The 20348-nt window shown below is 61.5% G+C and carries 25 protein-coding genes; 10 read left to right on the top strand and 15 right to left on the bottom strand.

Going from position 1 to position 20348, the window contains the following annotated elements; all coding sequences use genetic code 11:
* Positions 1-9 precede the first annotated feature (9 nt).
* The 3 genes from obgE to rplU all read right to left on the bottom strand — a co-directional run bounded on the left by obgE (position 10) and on the right by rplU (position 1820).
* On the bottom strand, positions 10-1131 hold the full coding sequence (gene obgE, locus HF682_RS13905) for a GTPase ObgE (RefSeq protein WP_168877918.1): 1122 nt from the start codon (positions 1129-1131) through the stop codon (positions 10-12).
* 90 nt (positions 1132-1221) lie between these two features.
* Positions 1222-1479 carry a 50S ribosomal protein L27 gene (rpmA, locus tag HF682_RS13900; protein ID WP_168877917.1) on the bottom strand — a complete coding sequence of 86 codons (258 nt, stop codon included), beginning with the start codon at positions 1477-1479 and terminating at the stop codon, positions 1222-1224.
* Positions 1480-1508: 29 nt separating this feature from the next.
* Positions 1509-1820: a 50S ribosomal protein L21 gene (gene rplU, locus HF682_RS13895; RefSeq protein WP_168877916.1), complete on the bottom strand. Its 312-nt coding sequence runs from the start codon at positions 1818-1820 to the stop codon at positions 1509-1511.
* A gap of 199 nt (positions 1821-2019) precedes the next feature.
* On the opposite strand from rplU, the gene HF682_RS13890 reads away from it, so the two are divergent.
* From HF682_RS13890 to rfbD, 5 genes are read left to right on the top strand one after another with little or no spacing between them, the layout of a single operon-like run.
* Entirely contained in the window at positions 2020-3003 is a 984-nt protein-coding gene (locus tag HF682_RS13890) for a polyprenyl synthetase family protein (RefSeq protein WP_308418742.1), read from the top strand.
* Between the two features lie 59 nt (positions 3004-3062).
* The gene (gene rfbB, locus HF682_RS13885; protein WP_168877915.1) at positions 3063-4139 is read left to right on the top strand and encodes a dTDP-glucose 4,6-dehydratase; all 1077 of its coding nucleotides are present in this window, start codon (positions 3063-3065) and stop codon (positions 4137-4139) included.
* Positions 4136-5002: a glucose-1-phosphate thymidylyltransferase RfbA gene (gene rfbA / locus HF682_RS13880; protein WP_168877914.1), complete on the top strand. Its 867-nt coding sequence runs from the start codon at positions 4136-4138 to the stop codon at positions 5000-5002. The genes rfbB and rfbA overlap by 4 nt, the downstream gene beginning before the upstream one ends.
* A gap of 1 nt (position 5003) precedes the next feature.
* Positions 5004-5555, top strand: a complete 552-nt coding sequence (rfbC, locus tag HF682_RS13875) for a dTDP-4-dehydrorhamnose 3,5-epimerase (RefSeq protein WP_168877913.1) — start codon at positions 5004-5006, stop codon at positions 5553-5555.
* Positions 5546-6427, top strand: a complete 882-nt coding sequence (rfbD, locus tag HF682_RS13870; protein ID WP_205882087.1) for a dTDP-4-dehydrorhamnose reductase — start codon at positions 5546-5548, stop codon at positions 6425-6427. The genes rfbC and rfbD overlap by 10 nt, the downstream gene beginning before the upstream one ends.
* Here the strand turns inward: rfbD and HF682_RS13865 are convergent.
* From HF682_RS13865 to HF682_RS13840, 6 genes are read right to left on the bottom strand one after another with little or no spacing between them, the layout of a single operon-like run.
* Positions 6419-7216 (bottom strand): substrate-binding periplasmic protein, encoded by a 798-nt coding sequence (locus HF682_RS13865; protein ID WP_168877912.1) that lies wholly within the window; start codon positions 7214-7216, stop codon positions 6419-6421. The two genes, rfbD and HF682_RS13865, sit on opposite strands and share 9 nt — an antisense overlap.
* Complete coding sequence (locus HF682_RS13860; RefSeq protein ID WP_168877911.1) at positions 7213-7422, bottom strand: zf-HC2 domain-containing protein; 210 nt, start codon at positions 7420-7422, stop codon at positions 7213-7215. The genes HF682_RS13865 and HF682_RS13860 overlap by 4 nt, the downstream gene beginning before the upstream one ends.
* Positions 7400-7978 carry a sigma-70 family RNA polymerase sigma factor gene (locus HF682_RS13855; protein WP_168877910.1) on the bottom strand — a complete coding sequence of 193 codons (579 nt, stop codon included), beginning with the start codon at positions 7976-7978 and terminating at the stop codon, positions 7400-7402. Before HF682_RS13855 ends, HF682_RS13860 begins: the two co-directional genes overlap by 23 nt.
* A 14-nt stretch (positions 7979-7992) precedes the next feature.
* The gene (locus tag HF682_RS13850) at positions 7993-8961 is read right to left on the bottom strand and encodes a homoserine kinase (RefSeq protein WP_168877909.1); all 969 of its coding nucleotides are present in this window, start codon (positions 8959-8961) and stop codon (positions 7993-7995) included.
* A gap of 28 nt (positions 8962-8989) precedes the next feature.
* Complete coding sequence (locus HF682_RS13845; protein WP_168877908.1) at positions 8990-9340, bottom strand: DUF2782 domain-containing protein; 351 nt, start codon at positions 9338-9340, stop codon at positions 8990-8992.
* Between the two features lie 8 nt (positions 9341-9348).
* On the bottom strand, positions 9349-10077 hold the full coding sequence (locus HF682_RS13840; protein ID WP_168877907.1) for an LOG family protein: 729 nt from the start codon (positions 10075-10077) through the stop codon (positions 9349-9351).
* Positions 10078-10159: 82 nt separating this feature from the next.
* On the opposite strand from HF682_RS13840, the gene polA reads away from it, so the two are divergent.
* From polA to HF682_RS13825, 3 genes are read left to right on the top strand one after another with little or no spacing between them, the layout of a single operon-like run.
* Positions 10160-12895, top strand: a complete 2736-nt coding sequence (gene polA / locus HF682_RS13835) for a DNA polymerase I (protein ID WP_168877906.1) — start codon at positions 10160-10162, stop codon at positions 12893-12895.
* Positions 12896-13300, top strand: a complete 405-nt coding sequence (locus tag HF682_RS13830) for an STAS/SEC14 domain-containing protein (protein ID WP_168877905.1) — start codon at positions 12896-12898, stop codon at positions 13298-13300.
* On the top strand, positions 13282-13791 hold the full coding sequence (locus tag HF682_RS13825) for a GNAT family N-acetyltransferase (protein WP_168877904.1): 510 nt from the start codon (positions 13282-13284) through the stop codon (positions 13789-13791). The genes HF682_RS13830 and HF682_RS13825 overlap by 19 nt, the downstream gene beginning before the upstream one ends.
* A gap of 6 nt (positions 13792-13797) precedes the next feature.
* Here HF682_RS13825 and HF682_RS13820 read toward each other — a convergent pair whose 3' ends face one another.
* From HF682_RS13820 to HF682_RS13795, 6 genes are all read right to left on the bottom strand, one after another.
* Positions 13798-14037, bottom strand: coding sequence for a hypothetical protein (locus tag HF682_RS13820; protein ID WP_168877903.1), 240 nt, complete (start codon positions 14035-14037; stop codon positions 13798-13800).
* A gap of 126 nt (positions 14038-14163) precedes the next feature.
* Positions 14164-15150 carry a serine/threonine protein kinase gene (locus HF682_RS13815; RefSeq protein ID WP_168877902.1) on the bottom strand — a complete coding sequence of 329 codons (987 nt, stop codon included), beginning with the start codon at positions 15148-15150 and terminating at the stop codon, positions 14164-14166.
* Positions 15151-15168: 18 nt separating this feature from the next.
* Positions 15169-16053: a DMT family transporter gene (locus HF682_RS13810; RefSeq protein WP_168877901.1), complete on the bottom strand. Its 885-nt coding sequence runs from the start codon at positions 16051-16053 to the stop codon at positions 15169-15171.
* A complete protein-coding gene (locus HF682_RS13805; protein WP_205882086.1) occupies positions 16031-16558 on the bottom strand; it encodes a methylated-DNA--[protein]-cysteine S-methyltransferase in 528 nt (175 codons plus the stop codon). Before HF682_RS13805 ends, HF682_RS13810 begins: the two co-directional genes overlap by 23 nt.
* Complete coding sequence (gene alkA, locus HF682_RS13800) at positions 16545-17984, bottom strand: DNA-3-methyladenine glycosylase 2 (protein WP_168877900.1); 1440 nt, start codon at positions 17982-17984, stop codon at positions 16545-16547. Before alkA ends, HF682_RS13805 begins: the two co-directional genes overlap by 14 nt.
* Positions 17985-18033: 49 nt before the next feature.
* Positions 18034-18903: an alpha/beta fold hydrolase gene (locus HF682_RS13795; protein ID WP_168877899.1), complete on the bottom strand. Its 870-nt coding sequence runs from the start codon at positions 18901-18903 to the stop codon at positions 18034-18036.
* Positions 18904-19009: 106 nt separating this feature from the next.
* Here HF682_RS13795 and dtd point away from each other — a divergent pair, with 106 nt between their 5' ends.
* Both dtd and HF682_RS13785 read left to right on the top strand, forming a co-directional pair.
* The gene (gene dtd / locus HF682_RS13790; RefSeq protein WP_168877898.1) at positions 19010-19462 is read left to right on the top strand and encodes a D-aminoacyl-tRNA deacylase; all 453 of its coding nucleotides are present in this window, start codon (positions 19010-19012) and stop codon (positions 19460-19462) included.
* A 28-nt stretch (positions 19463-19490) separates the two neighbouring features.
* Positions 19491-20336 carry a hypothetical protein gene (locus tag HF682_RS13785; RefSeq protein WP_168877897.1) on the top strand — a complete coding sequence of 282 codons (846 nt, stop codon included), beginning with the start codon at positions 19491-19493 and terminating at the stop codon, positions 20334-20336.
* The last annotated feature ends 12 nt before the right edge of the window (positions 20337-20348 follow it).

The following is a 20348-nucleotide window of genomic DNA, read 5'->3' as shown; positions in this document are numbered from 1 at the left end:
GGGACAGGCTCAGCTCTTGGTCGGGTCCCACGGCTCCGGTTCTACCGGGGCGGCTTCGCCCTCTGCAGCCTGGCGCTGCGGCCGGGTCGCTTCCAGGTAGTCCATGATGGCAAAGGTCAGCTCACGGGTGCCTTCGCCGGTGAGGCCGGAAATGACGAAGTGGCGGGCGGCCTGTGGGTCAAAAGCGGCCAGTGGGTCCGGGTTGGCGGGCCATTCGAAGCGGGCAAGGAAGTCGGCTACTTTGGCGTCACGCTCATCTTCCGCAATCATGTCCAGCTTGTTCAGTACCAGCCAGCGCGGCTTCTGGTACAGCGCTTCATCGTATTTGCGCAGTTCTTCCACGATGGCACGGGCTTCCTGCACCGGGTCGATGCTCTCATCGAACGGGGCGAGGTCGACCAGATGCAGCAGCACGCCGGTACGGGCCAGATGCTTGAGGAAGCGATGACCCAGCCCGGCCCCTTCGGCGGCACCTTCAATCAGGCCCGGAATATCGGCCATCACGAAGCTGCGGTCGTGGTCGATGCGCACCACACCCAGATTGGGGTGCAGCGTGGTAAATGGGTAGTCGGCCACCTTGGGCTGTGCCGCAGAGACGGCGCGGATGAAGGTGGACTTGCCGGCGTTGGGCATGCCCAGCAGCCCCACATCGGCCAGCACTTTCAGCTCCAGCATCAGTTCCCGCTGCTCGCCTTCCTCACCATGGGTGAACTGGCGTGGGGCACGGTTGGTGGAGGACTTGAAATGCAGGTTGCCCAGTCCGCCCTTGCCGCCGCGGGCCAGCACCACTTCCTGACCATGGTGGGTCAGATCGGCCACCAGATCGCCGGTTTCGCGATCAGAAATGACCGTGCCGATCGGCATGCGTAGATAGACATCTTCCGCGCTCTTGCCGTAGCAATCGGCGCCACGGCCATTTTCACCGTTGCGGGCGCGGTAGTGTTTGACGAAGCGATAGTCGACCAGGGTGTTGACGTTTTCATCCGCCACCACAATGATGCTGCCGCCGCGACCGCCGTCGCCACCATCCGGGCCGCCGCGCGGCACGAACTTTTCACGGCGCATGCTGGCGGAGCCGTTGCCGCCTTTGCCGGCCTGGACTTCGATACGGGCTTCGTCAATGAATTTCATGTTGTTCCTGCTTGCCTGGCTGCCTGTGGCAGCATAGGAAGAAAAAAAGCCCTATTCAAGCGAATAGGGCTTTGCGGTGCGAGGTTCGGATCAGGCCGGAACCACGGTCACCGTCTTGCGCTTCAGCGGACCCTTGGTCACGAAAGCAACCCGACCATCCACCTTGGCGAACAGGGTGTGGTCCTTGCCCATGCCGACGTTTTCGCCAGCGTGGAACTGGGTGCCGCGCTGGCGGATGATGATGCTGCCAGCGGAAATCAGTTCGCCGCCGTAGGCCTTGGTGCCCAGACGCTTGGAATGCGAGTCGCGACCGTTGCGCGAGCTACCGCCTGCTTTTTTGTGTGCCATGAGAGTTTACTCCTGTGCTGACCGTCTGCTTAGCCGTTGATGGCGGTGATTTGCAGTTCGGTGTAGTTCTGACGATGGCCTTGACGCTTCTGGTAGTGCTTGCGACGGCGCATCTTGAAGATGCGAACCTTGTCGTGACGACCTTGGGACAGCACGGTGGCCTTCACCGAGGCACCAGCAATCAGCGGCGTACCGACCGCTACCTTCTCGCCATCGGCGATCAGCAACACTTCTTCGAGTACGATTTCGCTGTTGATGTCTGCCGGTATCTGTTCTACTTTGAGTTTTTCGCCAATGGCAACTTTGTACTGTTTGCCACCGGTTTTTACGACCGCGTACATAAACGAGCTCCAGTTCTGGATTCTTCAAATTAAGCTATTCCACGCCCGGCAATGCGGCTGCCAGAATGTGGAACGCGACATTTTTCCTGAAAGTCACTGATTTGTCAACGGTTTTTATGGGTGCGCCGTGGGTGCGCTGCCAGATGGGCCGTTTTGCGGTACACTGGCGCGCAAACCCTCAGACTGATTGGCTTGTGTTGTGATTGTCCAACCGATTTCCTTCCAGACCTTGCGCGCGAGTTTCGCGGCTGACATGCAGGCGGTGGATGCCTGCATCCGCTCCCACCTTGGTTCCGAGGTGGTGTTGGTCAACCAGGTTGCCGAATACATTATTGGCAATGGTGGCAAACGCCTGCGTCCCTTGCTGACCTTGATGACGGCGCGTGCCTGCCAGTACCCGGGGCAGCATCACCATGTGCTGGCTGCCGTGGTGGAGCTGATCCACACCGCCACCCTGCTGCACGATGACGTGGTGGATGAGTCCGGCCTGCGCCGTGGCAAACAGACGGCCAATGCCATGTTCGGCAATGCCGCTGCCGTACTGGTGGGGGACTTCCTGTACTCGCGCAGTTTCCAGATGATGGTGACCGTCGGCCAGATGCGGGTGCAGGAAATCCTGGCGGATGCCACCAACCTGATCGCCGAAGGCGAAGTGTTGCAGTTGATGAATATCGGTAACACCGATATTGATGTGCCGGACTACTTGCGGGTCATCCAGTACAAGACGGCCAAGCTGTTCGAGGCGGCTGCCCGTCTGGGTGCGGTGCTCGCCGGGGTGTCGGTGGAGCAGGAGGAGAGCCTGGCGCGCTACGGCATGCACCTGGGTACTGCGTTTCAGATCATCGATGACGTACTGGATTACTCGGGTGATGCGCAGACCATCGGCAAGAACGCCGGAGACGATCTGGCCGAAGGCAAGCTGACCCTGCCGGTGATTTACGCGCTGCGCCGTGCGCCGGAGGCGGAATTGCCGGGGTTGAAAGCCGCGATTGTGGCGGGCGATCTGGCGATCATGCCTCGCTTGCTGGAGTTGATGCAGCAGACCGGTGCGGTGGCCAGCGCGCGGGAAGTGGCGATGGGTGAAGTCGAAGCCGCCATTGCCTGCCTGCAGGGGGTGCCAGACAGCGAAACCCGAGATCAGCTGCGACAGTTGGCGCTGCTTTCCATTGAGCGCGACGCCTGATACCGCACCTTGTGATGGTCGTTGTGTGTGACCGTAGAATCCATGATTGAGGAGACGCTGTGTCACGTCGCCCCTGGCTAGTCACCGGCGGAGCCGGTTTCATCGGTGCCAATTTCACCCTGTATGCCCGGCAAGTACTAGGCCAGCCGGTGGTGGTGGTGGACAAGCTCACCTATGCGGGCAACCTGTCCAGTTTAGACCCCTTGCGCGGTGATCCTGACTTTACCTTTGTGCAGGGGGATATTGGTGATGCCGCGCTGCTGGCCGATTTGCTGCGCACGCACCGGCCTGCTGCCATGGTGCACTTCGCTGCTGAAAGCCATGTTGACCGCTCCTTGCTGGGGCCGCGCGACTTTATCGACACCAATATCGTCGGCACCTTCACCTTGCTGGAAGCCGCACGGCAGTACCAGCAGACGCTGCCGCCGGAAGGTCATGCGGTATTCCGCTTTCTGCATGTTTCAACCGATGAAGTCTATGGCTCGCTGGCACCGGATGCTGCTGCTTTCCACGAGCACACCCCTTACGCACCCAATAGCCCCTACTCCGCTTCCAAGGCGGCGAGTGACCATCTGGTGCGGGCCTGGCATCACAGCTATGGCCTGCCGGTACTGACCACCAACTGCTCCAACAACTATGGACCGCTGCAGTTTCCGGAAAAGCTGATCCCGCTCATGCTGTGCAAGGCCTTGGCCGGGGAAGCACTGCCGGTTTATGGCGATGGGCAGAATGTACGCGACTGGCTGTATGTGCTGGACCACTGTAAAGGTATTGCGAGGGTGCTGTCACAAGGGCAGCTGGGGGAGACGTATTGCATTGGGGGCTGCAACGAGCAAACCAATCTGTCGGTGGTCGAGACCTTGTGTCAGTTGCTGGATGCACGTCGTCCGCGCGCGGATGGTCTATCCTATCGGCAACAGCTTCAGTTTGTGGCGGATCGGCCAGGACATGACCGCCGCTATGCCATTGACGCCAGCCGGATGCGTCAGGAGCTGGGCTGGCAGCCGGAAGAAACCTTCTCGAGCGGGCTGGCCAAAACAGTGGACTGGTATCTGGCCAATGAGACGTGGTTGCAGCGGGTGCAAAGCGGTGCCTACCGCCAATGGCTGCAAACCCAGTATGGAGATCAGGCATGAAAGGCATCATCCTTGCGGGGGGCTCCGGTACCCGCCTGTACCCGGCCACGCTGTCGGTATCCAAGCAACTGCTGCCCATCTACGACAAGCCGATGATTTACTACCCGCTCAGTACGCTGTTGCTGGCGGGGATTCGTGACATCCTGATCATCTCCACTCCGCAGGATACGCCTCGTTTTCAGGCGCTGCTGGGCGATGGCAGCCAGTGGGGAATCCAGTTCAGCTACTGTGTGCAGCCCTCACCCGATGGTTTGGCCCAGGCGTTCATTCTGGGGGCGGATTTTGTTGGACAGGAGCCTTCGGCGCTGGTGTTGGGTGACAACATCTTCTACGGGTCTGATCTGGTGCCATTGGTCAGAGGTGCTGCAGCGAAAAAGCAGGGCGCAACGGTGTTCGCCTATGCCGTGAATGACCCTGAACGATATGGTGTTGTGGAATACGACGCTGCAGGGCGCGCCATTAGTATTGAAGAGAAACCAATCGCGCCGAAGTCACACTTTGCGGTGACCGGTTTATATTTCTATGATGCAGATGTGGTGCAAATTGCTCGAGAACTGAAACCCTCGCCTAGAGGGGAATTGGAGATCACGGATATTAACCGTGCTTACCTTGAGAGAGGACTTCTGGAGGTGGCATGTATGGGTAGGGGGTATGCCTGGCTGGACACCGGGACGCATGAGTCCTTGCTGGAAGCATCGCAGTTTATTGCGACGATTGAGCTACGTACTGGGCAGAAGGTTTCCTGTCCGGAGGAGATTGCGTGGAGGATGGGGTATATAGACGGCGATCAAGTGCTTCGCCTTGCTCAGCCTTTGAGAAAGACGGGCTACGGGCAGTATTTGGAAAAACTCATTAAAGGTTAGCATGCGCATCATTCACTCTCGCTTGCATGGTGTGTTGATCTTGGAGCCAGATGTCTATAGGGATAGCAGAGGTTTTTTTCTGGAAAGCTATAACCAGAAATACCTTGATAGTCTATTAGGAACCCAAACTGTTTTTGTACAAGACAACCACTCCCGTTCCAGTCGGGGGGTGTTGCGTGGTTTGCATTACCAGTTGCCGCCGTTTGCCCAGGGCAAACTGGTACGGGTGACCTCGGGCCGCATCTATGATGTTGCCGTGGACTTGCGGCGTGATTCCCCTGCCTATGGGCAATGGGATGGTGTGGAGCTGAGTGCAGAGAACCACCGACAACTGTGGATTCCACCGGGTTTTGCACATGGCTTTCTGGTGTTGTCCGACACGGTAGATGTCCTGTACAAAGCCACGGCGTACTACGCGCCGGAGACGGAGGGCAGCATCCGCTGGGATGACCCAACCCTGGCGATTGATTGGCCATTGGAAGGGCTGACGCCGCTGTTGTCCGGCAAAGACCAGAATGCACCCTGCTGGGCAGAGGCCAAACCATGGCCGTGATGACTGCCGACATCCTGCTGACCGGAGTGACCGGACAAGTGGGGTTTGAGCTGGCGCGTACCCTGTCAACCCTCGGCAAGGTCTGGGCACCGACGCGCACGGAGCTGGATCTGCTGGATCCTATTGCGGTGGCGGCGGCGGTTCGAGGATGCCAGCCGCGCTGGATTGTGAATGCGGCGGCGTATACCGCGGTAGACAAGGCGGAAACCGAACGTGACTTGTCCCGGCAGCTCAACACCGCCTTGCCGGGCGAGCTGGCTCGCCTGGCCCATGAGCTGGGCTGTGGTTTGGTGCATTTTTCTACCGACTATGTGTTTGCGGGGGAAGGCGAACAGTCGTACCGGGAAACGGATCCCTGTCAGCCCCTCAATGCCTATGGCGCGGACAAACACGCCGGTGAGCAGGCCATTCTGGCCAGTGGCGCGGCAGCGCTGATCTTTCGCACCAGCTGGGTGTATGGCAACCGGGGCCGCAACTTCATGTTGACCATGCTGCGTCTGGCTGCGGAAAAACCCGAGCTGGCGGTGGTGGCTGACCAGATCGGTGCACCGACCTGGAGCCGTCATATTGCTGAGGCGGTAGCGCAAGTGCTGGTGCAGGTGTCGCCCACCACCCTTGGTGAGCGTGCAGGCATCTACCATCTGGTCAATGGCGGGGAAACCAGCTGGCATGGCTTCGCCTCGGCCATCGTGGCGCAATCCGGGTTCAGTACGCCGGTACGGCCGATCACCAGTCAAGACTTCCCCTCACCGGCCCGCCGGCCCGCCAATTCTCGGTTGAGCTGCGACAAGCTGGCTGAGGTATTCTCGATACGTTTGCCGGATTGGCAAACCGGTTTGCAACAATGCTTGCAGGCGCGCGGGTTAGCGTAGTTGAGGCTGGGCATCCGGTGCGATGTCCGGCTGCTTCTTCGGATCACTGACGTTATTGACCAGCTGTTGCACACGCGGGTACTTGAGGATCTGCCGCAGCGCCGTCTCCAGTTCAGCACGGCGGGTAAACCAGGGTGAGTTGCGCGACAGGCTGATCTGGCGTGGAGCGGAGGATTCCATGGCGTAGGGTGCCCGCACCAACTTGCCATGAAATTCCGGGGTGCTGAGCAGGTAATCCCCTTGTGCAGAGGGCACGGCAACCACGTCCAGCCGACCAAACGCCAGCTTGCGGAAATTGTTGTAGGCACTGCCGGTGGTGTCCTTGCACAGGCTGGTGTCGTTATCAAAGGCGCTGGAGAACTGGCTACCCAGCACCACGCCAATGCAGCGCCCTTTCAGATCACTCAGCTGCCGGATCGGCTGCGCGTCATCACGGCGCTGATAGAAGGCGGTATTGCTGCCCCAGGCAAACGGCGGGGTCAGAAAATAGAGGAATTGCTCCCGCTCGGGTGTGGCGCGCAAACCGATGGAGACATCGGCTTCACCAATTTCCAGCAATTTCAGACAGCGCATCAGCGGGCATTCCTGAATCTGCAGTGGCATCTGCATTTCCCGCCCCAGCTCCCGGATCAGGTCGATATAAGGTCCCGCAGGTCGGCCATGCACGTCGGTGTAGCGTAGTGGCGGCATGACGCTGTAAACCAGCACCAGAGGCCGTGCGCTCAGCCACAAGGGGCTCAGCAGCAACACACCCAGGCAGAGCCGGGCGCAGAGGGACCGCAGCGTCATGATTCCGGCGGTTGCCGGTTTTGGTCCGGCAAGTGGTGGGAGAAGGTGCGCAGGTGCCCTAGCTGTTGCCGGAAGTTGCGGCAGCTGCTGCACAGCCCCAGATGCCAGCGCAGCCAGAAACGTTCCCCCAGCCCCAGCGGCTGGTCAAGCGAGCGGGATAGTAATTCAGTGGCCTTGCGGCAGCTACGCGGTTCGGGCTTCACCATCAAACCATTTCTCATTCAGACAGGTACGCAACCCCATGCGGGCCCGGTATAACAGCACTGAACAATTGGTCGCTGTCACCTCCAGCGCCTTACAGATTTCTGCAATCTCCAGCCCCATGACCTCGCGCATCATGAAGGCCTGCGCAGTTTTGACCGGCAGCCGCTGCTGACACCATTCAAACAGCTGCCAGAACTGACTGTTGCTCAGTGCATGCTCGGGCTTGCTCCAGTCAGACACATTGGGGGTGGCCCAATGGCCGCGCTCATCAAACAAGGTTTCCAGCTCGCCCAGCCCCTCTTGCGCCAGCTGCTGCTCTTCACTGGCCAGCGGTTCGCGGCTGCGGGCGCGGATCACATCAATGATCTTGAACTTGAGGATGCCGGTCAGCCAGGTTTTGAGGCTGGATTTACCGGCAAAACCGGATTTCTGCTCAACGGCGGCCAGCAGCGTTTCCTGGGTGACGTCCTCCGCCTGATCCGGATCGCGTAGCTGTAACAGGGCGTAGCGATACAGATAATCGCGGTGCTGTTGCAGTTCGGTCAGAAAGTCGGCCATGTGGAGCGGGTTCCTCAAACCGGCAAGGGCGGGGTTTCCCGCACATGCTGGGCCAGAATGCGATGGAAATGCCGTGGGTCTTTCGGCTGGTTCATCTCAGCCGGACGCGGCAGGAAGTAATCGTACAGCCGGGACAACCAGAACCGCAAGGCGGCTGCACGCAGCATCATCGGCCAGGCTTCGGCTTCGGCGGCAGTAAAGGGCCGGGTGGCGTGATAGTGCTGCAAGAAGGCTTGCAGGCGGGCGGTATCAAACCGGTAATCATGACCCATGCACCAGTCGTTGACGGTGATGGCCACATCGTAGAGCAGCAGATCGGTGCAGGCAAAATAGAAGTCGATCACCCCGCTGACGGTATCGCCGACGAACAGAATGTTGTCGCGGAACAGATCGGCATGGATGGCCCCCGTGGGTAATTCGCTGCGGTCAAAGGTGGCTTGCAGGGCGACCTCGTTCTCCATCAGCCCTTGTTCGGCAGGGGTCAGGAAGCGGGACACCGCAATGGCGGTGCGGATACGCCAGGCATTGCCATGGGTATTCTCGCGTTGCTGCGGGTAGGCTTGCCCCGCCAGATGCATGCGGGCGAGCAAGCCGCCCACCTGCGCACATTGCGCCACATTGGGCCGCTCGGTCCAGTCACCCTCCAGCCGCACGACCAAAGCGGCTGGTTTGCCATTGAGCTCGCCCAGATACTGCCCGTTGCGATCCCGTATCGGAGCGGGGGAAGGCAGGCCTTGCTGAGACAGGAACTCCATCAGCTCCAGATTGTAGGGCAGCTGCTCGGCTTTCAGGTTTTCGAACAGGGTCAGCACAAAGCGGGTCTGATCGGGCCAGTTGCCGGAGCGATCTCCCTCGGTAGTGACAAAGAAATTGCTGTTGTCGATGCCGGCCAGAATGCCCTTCAGCTCCCGCAGGGGCCCCAGGGTGTAGGCGCGCAGCCAGTCGGACAGTTCAGCTTCGCTGACAGGGGTAAAAACAGACATAAGGATTCAGGCTCGGATAAAGGGTGGGTCAGAATTCCATCACCACCCAGCGGGGGATCTGCAGATTAACATCAACACGGTCACGGCGCTGGAATTGTCCGCTGCCTTTGTCGTCGACCAGGTAATAGCTGTTGCTGCCGTTGGCCGGGGTAACCTTGATCATGTAGAGCCGACCCCGGATGCGGAATTGCTCTTCCTTGACCTCGCCTTTCTGGACGACCGTCACTTCGGGCTCATTGTCCGGATCAATATTGACCAGCGGAGGAGGCACATCCGGCAGGGGCTGCAGGCCAGGTGGCAACGGCTCAGCCGCATGCACGGCAGGTGCAGTCAGTTGCAGGGCCAGCCCCAGGCTGGCCATGATCAGGGTAGCGCGCATGCCGGTTCTCACAGTGAAAAAGTCGAGGCCCGCTCAGCCAGGGTTTGGCCCCGGCTGCGCGCTTCGTAATGGTTGAAGACGATGTCGACCACTTCTTGCGGGTCGTCGGTGACTTTGACCAGATCCATGTCTTCCGGGTTGATCATCTTCTCGCCCACCAGCGTACTCTGGAACCAGTCCAGCAAGCCTTGCCAGAAACTGCGGCCCACCAGAATCACCGGAATCTTCTTGGCTTTGCCGGTCTGGATCAGGGTCAGGGCTTCGGAGAGTTCGTCCAGCGTGCCAAAGCCACCCGGCATCACCACGTAGGCGGTGGCGTGCTTGACGAACATGACCTTGCGGGCAAAGAAGAACTTGAAGTTGACGCTGACATCCTGATACGGATTACCCCCCTGCTCATGGGGCAGCAGGATGTTGAGGCCAATCGAAGGCGAGGTGCCAGCGAAAGCGCCCTTGTTGGCCGCCTCCATGATGCCGGGGCCGCCACCGGAAATGACCGCAAAGCCGGAATCCGACAGGCGGCGCGCGATGTCTTCCGTCAGTTGGTAATACGGGTGCTCCGGCTTGGTGCGGGCGGAACCAAAAATGCTGACGGCAGGCAGCACCTTGGTCAGCTGCTCGATGCCGTCCACAAATTCGGACATGATTTCCATCAGCCGCCATGATTCTTTGGCGGAGTAGGGCTTGTTCTGCGCGCGCGGATCGACTACCTTCGGTAGCTTGTCCCTCAAACTCATTGGCAACCTCCAAATCCGTTCTGGGCGGGCCTGTTCAGGTCCGCGGGGTGAGGTGGCCGCATGCCGGAAAGTCTCGAACCCCATGAAAAAGCTGGTACTGGTCGACGGTTCATCCTATCTCTACCGCGCCTTTTATGCCTTGCCCGATCTGCGGACCAGCAGCGGCCTGCCGACCGGTGCCATCAAGGGCGTGGTGAGCATGCTGCGTCGTCTGCTGAAAGAGCAGCCGGCTGATTATACCGTTGTGGTGTTCGACGCAAAAGGCAAGACCTTCCGTGACGACCTCTACCCGGAGTATAAGGCGCATCGGCCGCCGATGCCGGACCCGATGCGACCGCAGGTCGAGCCTTTGTACGACATCATACGCGCCATGGGCTTGCCGCTGCTGGTGGAGCCAGGCGTGGAGGCCGACGATGTGATCGGCACCCTGGCGCAGCGGGCCGCCGCAGAAGGCATGCAGGTGGTGGTGTCTACCGGCGACAAAGACATGGCGCAGCTGGTGACCTCGCATATCACCCTGGTCAATACCATGACCGAGGAGGTGCTGGACCACGACGGCGTGATCGGCAAGTTTGGCGTGCCGCCCGAGCGCATCATCGACTACCTCACCCTGATTGGCGACAGTGTCGACAATGTACCCGGTGTGCCCAAGTGTGGCCCCAAAACTGCGGTCAAATGGCTGAGTGAGTATGGCGATCTGGCGACCCTGATGTCTCGTGCGGATGAGATTGGCGGGGTGGTCGGGCAGAACCTGCGCGACAGCCTGCAATGGCTGCCCTTGGGGCGGCAACTGATCACCATCAAATGCGATGTGGCGTTGCCGCCCGGCTGGGATGCGCTGCAACCACAACCCAAGGATGTGGCCGCCTTGCAGGCTTTGTTCCAGCTGTGCGAATTCAAGAGCTGGGTGCGCGAGCTGGACAGTGAAACCCCTGCTGCCCGCCCGCCGGTGGGCGCACCCGTTGAGGCGGTTGCAGGGGCGACGGCAGCCGTTGCGGCCCCGGCGGATTGCCAGTACGACTGCATCACTGATCTCGGGCAGTTGCAACGCTGGCTGCAACGCCTGCAAGCGGCCTCCATGGTGGCGCTGGATACCGAAACTACCGGGCTGGATGGCATGACCGCCCGCATGGTCGGCATCTCGTTCTCGGTGCAGGCGGGCGAAGCCGCCTATCTGCCGCTGGCACATGACTATCCGGGCGCCCCCCAGCAATTGCCCATGGACGAGGTGCTGGCCCTGCTGAAGCCCTGGCTGGAGGACCCGGCGTCACCCAAGGTGGGGCAAAACCTCAAGTACGACCGCCACATCTTTGCCAACCATGGCATCACCCTGCGTGGTGTGGTGGACGACAGCATGTTGCAATCCTATGTGCTGGCCAGCAATGAGCCGCACAATATGGACGATCTGGCCAGCAAATACCTGGACCTCACCACCATCAAGTACGAAGACATTTGCGGCAAAGGCGCCAAGCAGATTCCGTTTGCGCAGGTCAGCGTGGAAGATGCCACCCGCTATGCGGCCGAAGATGCGGATGTGACCCTGCGGCTGGTGCAGCAGTTTCAGCCTGAGCTGCAGCGGCAAGCCTCGCTGGATTATGTATATCGCCAGCTGGAGCTGCCGGTGGCTGAGATCCTGTTCCGTATGGAGCGCCACGGTGTGCTGCTGGACCCGGCGCTGCTGCAACGGCAAAGCCACGAGCTGGGCCAGCGCCTGCTGCAACTGGAACAGCAGGCGTATGAACTGGCCGGACAACCGTTCAACCTCAATTCGCCCAAGCAGTTGCAGGAAATCCTGTTCGGCAAGCTGGGCATCCCGACCAAGGATGTGAAGAAAACTGCCAGCGGCGGCTTTTCCACCGACGAAGAAGTGCTGCAGAAACTGGCGCTGGATTACCCCTTGCCCAAGCTGCTGCTGGAAAACCGCAGCCTGTCCAAGCTCAAGTCCACCTACACCGACAAGCTGCCTTTGATGGTCAACCCGCAGACCGGACGGGTACATACCAACTATGCGCAAGCGGTGGCAGTCACCGGGCGGCTGGCCAGCAACGACCCCAACTTGCAGAACATCCCGGTGCGTACCGCCGAAGGACGACGCATCCGCGAGGCCTTCATTGCGCCAGCCGGCCATGTGTTGATGAGTGCGGACTATTCGCAAATTGAGCTGCGCATCATGGCGCACCTGTCGGAAGATCCCGGCCTGCTGCGTGCGTTTGCCGAGGGCCTGGACGTGCATCGGGCAACCGCAGCAGAAGTGTTTGGCACTAGCCCTGAGGCGGTATCGTCCGACCAGCGCCGTTACGCCAAGACCATCAACTTCGGCTTGATCTATGGCATGTCCGCCTTCGGCCTGGCTAGCCAGCTGGAAATCGACCGTGGCACGGCACAAGGTTTTATCGACCGTTACTTTCAGCGCTATCCAGGGGTGAAGGACTATATGGAGCGCACCCGCAGCCAGGCACGTGAGCAAGGCTATGTCGAGACCGTGTTCGGTCGCCGCCTGTGGCTGCCGGAGATCCAGGCCGCCAATCCAATGCGCCGGCAGGGTGCGGAGCGCGCAGCCATCAATGCGCCGATGCAAGGTACGGCAGCAGACCTGATCAAGCTGGCGATGATTGCGGTGGACCGCTGGTTGAGCGAGCAGCAGCTGCAGACACGGCTGGTGATGCAGGTACACGATGAGCTGGTGCTGGAAGTGCCGGATGCCGAGGTCGCGTGCGTGCAGCAGACGCTGCCGCAGCTGATGGCTGATGTTGCCAGCCTGCGGGTGCCGCTGCTGGCTGAAGTGGGCATGGGGTCAAACTGGGAGGCTGCGCATTGAATGCGGCCTGATCCGGATATCCAGACCTGCTGTGATGACACCGGCCAGCCCTTGTTGCGGTATCAGCAACAAGCGGGCTGGCTGCAGGTGACCATGCTGGCCGAATCCACCTTGCCGCACACCCAGAACATGATGCAGGTGTTCTATCAAGTACTGGACAAGCTGGACCCGGATCGGGTCCGGGTGGATAACCGGCAGTTGAGAGGGCGATTGTCGCTGGCGGACAGCTATGTGTTGCTGCACAGCCTGCCCTTGCCGCGCCGCCGCCGGCGGATGGCGGTGGTGGAAGATCCGGCCTGGGCGGAGCAGGTGCGTTTCATGGAAACGGCGGTCCGCAATGCCGGGGGAATGCTGCGCTACTTCTATGACGAGGAACAGGCTTTGCAATGGCTGCTGAGCGAATAAGCCCACCGGGCACGATGCGCCGGGCCAGCCAGGCCGACTTGCTGGTGATTTGTGCGCTGGGTGCCGTGCTGCAAGCACAGCACCATCAGGCAGTACCCGAATTGTTCACCCCGGTGACGGATCCGATGCGGGATGCCGAGTTCTGGCAGGTCCGGCTACAGCGGCAGGAAGCGGGGGAGGGGGCATTCTGGCTGTGGCAGGTGGATGGCCAAGTGGTGGCCTTACTGGTAGCACGCTTGCTGGATGAACGCAGCATGCCGCACCTGCAGCCGATGCTGGCATGCCAGATCCAGAGCGTGGCGGTGTTGCTGCCATGGCAAGGGCAGGGCATCGGCCATGCCTTGCTGCACCAGGCCGAGGACTGGGCACGTGAGCAAGGCGCACAGGAAATGCGGCTGGACGTGTTCCAGTTCAATCAGCACGCCATCGGGCTTTACCAGCGGCGTGGCTACCAGCCCCGACTGCAGCACATGAGCAAGCGGCTGGCCTGAGCACCGTCAACGCAGCTGGGCCAGCGTCTGCAAGGTATCGCGGTTAGGGCAGAAGGGCTCCAGCGTCTGGTCTACGCGATCGTGCGCCAGATCGTCCACGCATTGTTGCCCCTGTGGGCAGGCGCGACACTGCTCGCCGAGGTGTTGCATCAACTGGGGCTGGCTCTGAGCCAGCTCGGCAGCGGGAAGTCCCAGCAGTTCCAGGGTAGCTTCCAGCGGGGCGGGGGTATCGGGTGTCACACTCATGACGCACTCCTCGGGTTATGACGAGCAGTGTGCGCATCCTGGCGGACAGGGGGCTTGATGCGGATCAAACCAACGCGTTCTGACCGCAGCGGGTGGGCGATGGCTCTACTGGGTGGGGCGGGATGCTTACACCACCAGCGGGCCTTCCTGCATCGCCGCGATCTGTTCGCGCAACTCCAGAATACGTTCTTCCCAGTAGCGCTGGGTATTGAACCAGGGGAAGGCGGCGGGGAAGGCGGGGTCGTGCCAGCGCTGGGCCAGCCAGGCGCTGTAGTGGATCAGGCGCAGGGTGCGCAGCGCTTCCAGCAGGTGCAGTTCTGCCGGATCGAATTCACAGAAGTCTTCATACCCGGCCAGCACGTCCAGCAGCTGTGATTGCATCTGGGCACGGTCGCCCGAGAGCAGCATCCACAGGTCCTGCAGCGCAGGCCCCATGCGGCTGTCGTCAAAATCGACAAAATGCGGTCCGGCATCGGTCCACAGCACATTCCCGGCGTGACAGTCGCCATGCAGGCGCAGCAGGGTGAGGTCACCGGCGCGGGCATAACAAGCGGCTACGCCTTCCAGCGCCTGATTGACCACGCTCCGCCACGGCTGGCGCAATTCGGGGGGCAACTCGGCATGCTGCAGCAGGCTGTCCCGCGCCTGATGACCAAAGCTGTCGAGGTCCAGCCGCGGGCGGTGCTGGTAGGGCTGCAGACGCCCCAGCGCATGGATGCGCCCCAGAAAGCGGCCCATCCAGACCAGGGTGTCGGGCTGGTCCAGCTCCGGCGCACGGCCACCACGTCGCGGGAACAGGGCAAAGCGGAAGCCTTCAAACGCATGCAGCGTACGGCCTTGCAGCAGGAGTGGCGCGACCACCGGGATTTCCTGTTCGGCCAGTTGCTGGCTGAAGGCGTGCTCTTCCAGGATGGCGTCGTCACTCCAGCGTGCCGGGCGGTAGAATTTGGCCACCAGCGGCGGACCTTCTTCCATGCCAATCTGGTAGACGCGATTCTCGAAACTGTTCAGCGCCAGCTGGTGGCCGCTACAACGCAGGCCCAGGCTTTCGACTGCATCCAGTACCCGGTCCGGGGTCAGGTCCGCATAAGGCGGCAGCAAGGTGTCATTCATGCCGCCATTGTACGCAGATTAGCGAGGGCTTGCCGGTCTGGCCCTAGGCAGCACGCCGGTAGCCAGTGCCACCCCGAGCAGGATCACCAGCCCGCCCAGCAGCATGCGCAGCGTCACCGTTTCGTGCAGTAGCAGATAACCCCACAGGATGCCAAACAGCGGAATCAGATACGTCACGGCCAGTGCGCGCGCCACCCCGACCTGACTCAGCAGGCGGAAATACAGGATGTAGGCAATACCGGTACAACCCACGCCCAGCATCACCACCTGCCCCCACTGCGCTGTGCTGGCGTGAACTGCTGGCCACTGCCAGAGTGCCAGCGGCAGCAGGCAGAGTGCGGCGCCCAACTGGCTGCCACAGGCCACCGCCAGTGGACGGACACCCGCCAGCTGACGTTTGACCAGGTGTGAGGCCAAGCCGTAGCAGAAGGTGGCCGCCAGCCCGGCTACCACTGCCAGCCCGCTGCCACCGGGCTTGAACGACACTTTATCCCACACCAGCAAGGCCACGCCGGAAAAGCCGACCAGCAATCCCAGCAAGCGACTGCGCGCCAGTGGCTCCTGCCACAGCAGGTAGCCGAGCAGCGCGCCCCACATCGGCGCCGTGGCATTTAACACCGCAGCAAACCCCGCTGTCAGTGACAGGGTGGCGTAGGCCAGCAGCACGAAGGGGATGGCGGTATTGATCAGCCCCGCCAGTAGCAGACGGAACGGATGCTGCCGTAGCGCGCTGCCACCGCCCTGCATCAGCAGCAAGGGCAGCAGGAACAGGCTGGCGATGCAAACCCGCAAGGTAATCAGCGCAATGGGGCCAAACAGTGGCGCAGTGGCTCGCATGAACAGAAATGAGGCTCCCCATAAAGCGGCCAGCAGGAACAGGTCAATCAGGCTGCGCAGCGGCATGGGGTGTCCTCAGGATGGTGTGTTCCAGTTGCAGCAGGGCTTGCTTGCGTGGCAGCCCCCCGGCGTAGCCGGTGAGCTGCCCCTGCTTGCCGAGCAGGCGATGGCAAGGAATGAGCAGCGATAAAGGGTTTTGCCCGGTGGCATGGCCTAGCGCACGTGCAGCGGTGGGGCGACCGAGTGCGGCGGCCAGTTCGCCATAGCTGCAGGTGTGTCCATACGGGATGCGGGCAATGCCTTGCCACACCCGGTGCTGAAACGGGGTACCGACCGGGTCCAGCGGCAGCATGAACTGCTGAAGCTCACCCGCAAAATAAGCCGTCAGCTGTTGCTGTGTTTCGCGCAGCAGCGCATGCCCCGGCGTAGCGGCGAAGGCGTTGGCATCGGCCGGAAAATAGCGCTGCCCGATGAACCATACGCCGCGTAGCCCCTGCGCACTGCAGCGCAGCAGCATCTCGCCCAAGGGGCTGGGCCACACGCATTGCCAGATTGGCTCAGTGGTCTGCATGGCGGTGCCACAGGTGCATGACGGCGTAAGCACGCCACGGTCGCCAGGCCTGGCTGATTTGCTCCGTCTGGCGAGCGTCGCGGCAGCCCAGTGCCTGGTACAGGCCGACATCGGCCGCCGGAAAGGCATCCGGCCAGCTCAAGGCACGCATGGCGATGTACTGCGCAGTCCACGGCCCGATGCCGGGAATGGCTTGCAGTTGTTGCAGGGTACGCGGCAGGTCGCCCCCCGGGCGCAGCAATAATTGCCCATTCGCCACCTGTTCCGCCAGCGCGATCAGGCAGGCACTGCGCCGCCGCAGGATGCCCAGTTCACCCAGTACCTCGGGTGCGGTGGCGGCCACCGTGGCCGCGCTGGGGAATAGGTGGGTTACCGGCCCGGCATCCGGCAGTGGGTCGCCCAGACGGGCCACCAGCCGGGTGACCAAGGTCCGCGCGGCTTTCACCGTCACCTGCTGGCCGAGGATGGCGCGCACCGCCAGTTCAAACCCATCAAAACTGCCCGGTACCCGTATGCCGGGCCGGTTTTCGGCCAGCGTGCCGAGCACGGCATCAATCTCGTCCGGGTTGCAACACAGATCGAACAGCTGGCGGACCCGAATCAATACCGGCGGGATGGCGCGCGCTAGCCCGGGCCCCAGTTGCAGCAGCAGGCTGGGGCGATCTGGCATGGGCTGCACCTGCAGCCAGCCTTGGTGGGGCTGCCCTTGGTATTCCAACCGTACACTGCGACGGTAGACCTCTCCCTCCCAATGCTCGACACCGGGAATGCAGCGGTGGGACAGGAAATCCCGCAGGGTGGCCCAGTCATAGGGCGGGCGGTAGCTGAGCTCAAAGCGCAGTGGCGCGTCCGGCGCAGTCTCTCGTACCGGCTGCTGTCGCAAGTCGCTGGGCGCCATGCGGTAGCAGCTGCGAAACAGGCTGTTGAAGCGCGACAGGCTGCCAAAGCCACTGGCCAGAGCCACCTCGGTGACCGGCAGCGTGCTGTCGGACAACAGGCGCTTGGCCAGCAGCAGACGCTGGGTCTGGGCGTAGGCATTGGGCGTAACGCCGTACTCTTCCTGAAACACCCGCCGCAGGTGGCGATCGCTCACCCCCAGTTGTGCCGCCAGTTCCGGCAGGCGCATCTGGCTCAGGTCGCCCGCTTCGATCCGGCGGGCAGTGAGGATGGCGAGCCGGGCGGCACTGTCCATCGCTGATTTGCCGGGTGCCAGCTCCGGACGGCAGCGGCGGCAGGGGCGAAAACCGGCGGCTTCTGCCGCTGCCGCACTGGGATAAAAACGGCAGTTAGCCAGCTTGGGCGTTTTCACCCGGCACACCGGGCGACAGTACACCCGGGTGGAGGTGACGCCTATGTAGAACTGGCCATCAAAGCGATGGTCGTGGCTCAGCAGGGCGTGATAGCAGTGGTCAGGATCGAGCAGCATGAGCCCATTATGCGCGTGCCTGCCGCGCCCCGCTCACTGTTTTCGGACATCAAACCGGCGCAGGGGTGTGCTGCAGGAAATGTTGGACCACACCGATCTGGGCGGCATCGTGAAACATCGGCGCATGCCCCACTCCGGCGATTTCCGCTGCTTCGGCCCGGGGGCCACATGCCTGCATGTGTTGCACCGTCTCACGGCTCAGCAAGTCCGATTCGGCACCACGGATCACCAGTGTCGGGCAGTGAATCTGCTCATACAGTGGCCACAGTGGAATATCGTTGCCGCCCACCAGCGCCTGGAAGCTCTCTGCCAGTTTGGGATCGTAGCGCATCACAAAGCCGCCCTGCGGATGAGGGCGCACGCTGCTGAGGGTGAAATCACGCCACTGCGCATCACTGAGTGCGCCAAAGGGGGTCGAGACGCGCCGGATATGCGCTTCGGCGGCAGCGAGGTCCGGAAACACCGGCTCTTTGCCAATGTATTCGGCAATACGGTTGATAGACACGGCGGAGATCAAGGGGCCGACATCGTTGAGCATCAGCCGGGCAATCGGGTTACCCGGCAGGCTGGCGAGCGCCATGCCGATCAGCCCGCCCATTGACGTCCCCAGCCAGTCCACCCGCTCGACCCCCAGCCGGGCAATCACCGTCACCAGGTCGGCCACATACTGCGGCACGGCATACAGGCTGGCCTCGGGCAACCAGTCGCTCAGCCCGCGTCCGGCAACATCCACACTGACCACCCGGTAATCCGCACTCAGGGCCTCGGCCAGATAGCGGAAATCCAGCCCGTTGCGGGTGACTCCGTGCACACACAGCAATACGCGCGGGTTGGTCGGGTCGCCCCACTCGTAGTAATGCACACGGTGCAGGCCGCCGGGGTGGCTACACAGCACAAAGGCTTCTCGAGGCGCATTCATGGGCCAGCTCCAGCGGCAGGGAATGCTTCATTCTAGCAGCTGTCTGCCAGCGCGTAGCCTGTACGGCCAGCGTGGTAGCATGGGGCTTTTGCCGGGAGCAAGTACGGTGCGGGTGACATTACAGCGGGTGAAGCAGGCGGCAGTCAGCGTGGAAGGTGAAGTGGTCGGGGCGATTGGCATGGGCTACCTGCTGCTGGTCGGGGTCACCGCTGATGACCAGCCAGACGACATCGACTGGTTGACCCAGAAGCTGGTCAACCTGCGGCTGTTTTCAGATGCGGAGGGGGTGATGAACCGCTCCGCGCTGGACGTCGGCGCCGAAATGCTGGCAGTCAGCCAGTTCACCCTGTATGCCTCGGTCAAGAAAGGCAACCGGCCTTCCTGGAGCCGCGCCGCGCCACCGGAGGTGTCCCGCCCGCTGTTTGATGCCTTTGTCCGCACCCTTTCCGAACGGCTGGGCCGTCCGGTTCCGACAGGGGTGTTTGGCGCCGACATGCAGGTATCGTTGCAAAACGACGGCCCGGTTACCCTGTGGCTGGATTCCCGCCAACGCGAGTAGGGGTTGTCTTCTTGATGGAGGGTTGTTAATGCGATCTAGCCTGGCCTTGATTGGCAGCCTAAGCGTGGCCAGTATCAATATGGCTTGGGGCGGTACTTCGTGCGTAGATGTCCCCGTGCAGTTGGTGGAGAACGATCGCACGGGTCCGATAACCGCGCTCACTGCAGTCCAGCTACCGGACGACTCAAAGGCGTTGCATGAGCTGATGACGACGGTGACCTCGCATATTACGACCCGCATGGGGTGGGGGCAGCGTTGTCAGGAAGGGGCAGAACACCGTTCCCGATCGTTACTCCAGTTTGTGAACTGGAAGCTCACTTATATTGAGCGAGCACTGCTGAATCAACCCAAACCATTGGAAGACCTGGGTTTGGCGGGCTGCCGGGTGTCCAGCCCTTGGCTGGACATGGTGTATGTACGTCAGCCTGCCCCAAGTGTGCGAGCAATTATTCGCTGGAATGCGCGCCAGTTGCTGGCTGACCAGGCTGCCTTGGCTGGGGTGGAACATGTGCAAACCGGGGTGGTATTGCCGTTACCGCAAGCTAAGCTCCTCGATCTGGCGGAGCGTTATGCCGAGCTCAAATTCCACAGCAGGGCATCAGACGCTGCTTTTGAGGCAAAGGTGCCTGCTGACTTGAAGTGGATGTTCAGTAAGACCAGATACATGAATGATTTAAGCCCGTTTTCTTTTCAGGTGGGTGTCCCCAGGCATTTTGTGAGCGAGGAGGCTGTGCAGCGCTATGCACAGTTGATCACCAAACTGGTCGACCGCTGCTTTGGCTCAAATGGCATGGAGATCCACTACAACAGCATTCTGGAAACAGGGGATTTGATCTCCCTTGAGCACTATAGAATCAATGGTTGGCCAGAATGAGACCGCCACGTG

This window comes from Leeia aquatica (genome assembly GCF_012641365.1).
Taxonomy (GTDB): Bacteria; Pseudomonadota; Gammaproteobacteria; order Burkholderiales; family Leeiaceae; genus Leeia; species Leeia aquatica.
Note: the sequence above shows the minus strand (reverse complement) of the source record. Positions and strands in the feature narration are given on the sequence as shown.

Excerpts from the sequence above, each read along its gene's own strand:
- obgE (WP_168877918.1), bottom strand. The coding sequence starts at position 1,131 with ATGAAATTCATTGACGAAGCCCGTATCGAAGTCCAGGCCGGCAAAGGC.
- rpmA (WP_168877917.1), bottom strand. The coding sequence starts at position 1,479 with ATGGCACACAAAAAAGCAGGCGGTAGCTCGCGCAACGGTCGCGACTCG.
- rplU (WP_168877916.1), bottom strand. The coding sequence starts at position 1,820 with ATGTACGCGGTCGTAAAAACCGGTGGCAAACAGTACAAAGTTGCCATT.
- rfbA (WP_168877914.1), top strand. The coding sequence starts at position 4,136 with ATGAAAGGCATCATCCTTGCGGGGGGCTCCGGTACCCGCCTGTACCCG.
- rfbC (WP_168877913.1), top strand. The coding sequence starts at position 5,004 with ATGCGCATCATTCACTCTCGCTTGCATGGTGTGTTGATCTTGGAGCCA.
- rfbD (WP_205882087.1), top strand. The coding sequence starts at position 5,546 with ATGGCCGTGATGACTGCCGACATCCTGCTGACCGGAGTGACCGGACAA.
- HF682_RS13865 (WP_168877912.1), bottom strand. The coding sequence starts at position 7,216 with ATGACGCTGCGGTCCCTCTGCGCCCGGCTCTGCCTGGGTGTGTTGCTG.
- HF682_RS13860 (WP_168877911.1), bottom strand. The coding sequence starts at position 7,422 with ATGGTGAAGCCCGAACCGCGTAGCTGCCGCAAGGCCACTGAATTACTA.
- HF682_RS13855 (WP_168877910.1), bottom strand. The coding sequence starts at position 7,978 with ATGGCCGACTTTCTGACCGAACTGCAACAGCACCGCGATTATCTGTAT.
- HF682_RS13850 (WP_168877909.1), bottom strand. The coding sequence starts at position 8,961 with ATGTCTGTTTTTACCCCTGTCAGCGAAGCTGAACTGTCCGACTGGCTG.
- HF682_RS13845 (WP_168877908.1), bottom strand. The coding sequence starts at position 9,340 with ATGCGCGCTACCCTGATCATGGCCAGCCTGGGGCTGGCCCTGCAACTG.
- HF682_RS13840 (WP_168877907.1), bottom strand. The coding sequence starts at position 10,077 with ATGAGTTTGAGGGACAAGCTACCGAAGGTAGTCGATCCGCGCGCGCAG.
- polA (WP_168877906.1), top strand. The coding sequence starts at position 10,160 with ATGAAAAAGCTGGTACTGGTCGACGGTTCATCCTATCTCTACCGCGCC.
- HF682_RS13830 (WP_168877905.1), top strand. The coding sequence starts at position 12,896 with ATGCGGCCTGATCCGGATATCCAGACCTGCTGTGATGACACCGGCCAG.
- HF682_RS13825 (WP_168877904.1), top strand. The coding sequence starts at position 13,282 with ATGGCTGCTGAGCGAATAAGCCCACCGGGCACGATGCGCCGGGCCAGC.
- HF682_RS13820 (WP_168877903.1), bottom strand. The coding sequence starts at position 14,037 with ATGAGTGTGACACCCGATACCCCCGCCCCGCTGGAAGCTACCCTGGAA.
- HF682_RS13815 (WP_168877902.1), bottom strand. The coding sequence starts at position 15,150 with ATGAATGACACCTTGCTGCCGCCTTATGCGGACCTGACCCCGGACCGG.
- HF682_RS13810 (WP_168877901.1), bottom strand. The coding sequence starts at position 16,053 with ATGCCGCTGCGCAGCCTGATTGACCTGTTCCTGCTGGCCGCTTTATGG.
- HF682_RS13805 (WP_205882086.1), bottom strand. The coding sequence starts at position 16,558 with ATGCAGACCACTGAGCCAATCTGGCAATGCGTGTGGCCCAGCCCCTTG.
- alkA (WP_168877900.1), bottom strand. The coding sequence starts at position 17,984 with ATGCTGCTCGATCCTGACCACTGCTATCACGCCCTGCTGAGCCACGAC.
- HF682_RS13795 (WP_168877899.1), bottom strand. The coding sequence starts at position 18,903 with ATGAATGCGCCTCGAGAAGCCTTTGTGCTGTGTAGCCACCCCGGCGGC.
- HF682_RS13785 (WP_168877897.1), top strand. The coding sequence starts at position 19,491 with ATGCGATCTAGCCTGGCCTTGATTGGCAGCCTAAGCGTGGCCAGTATC.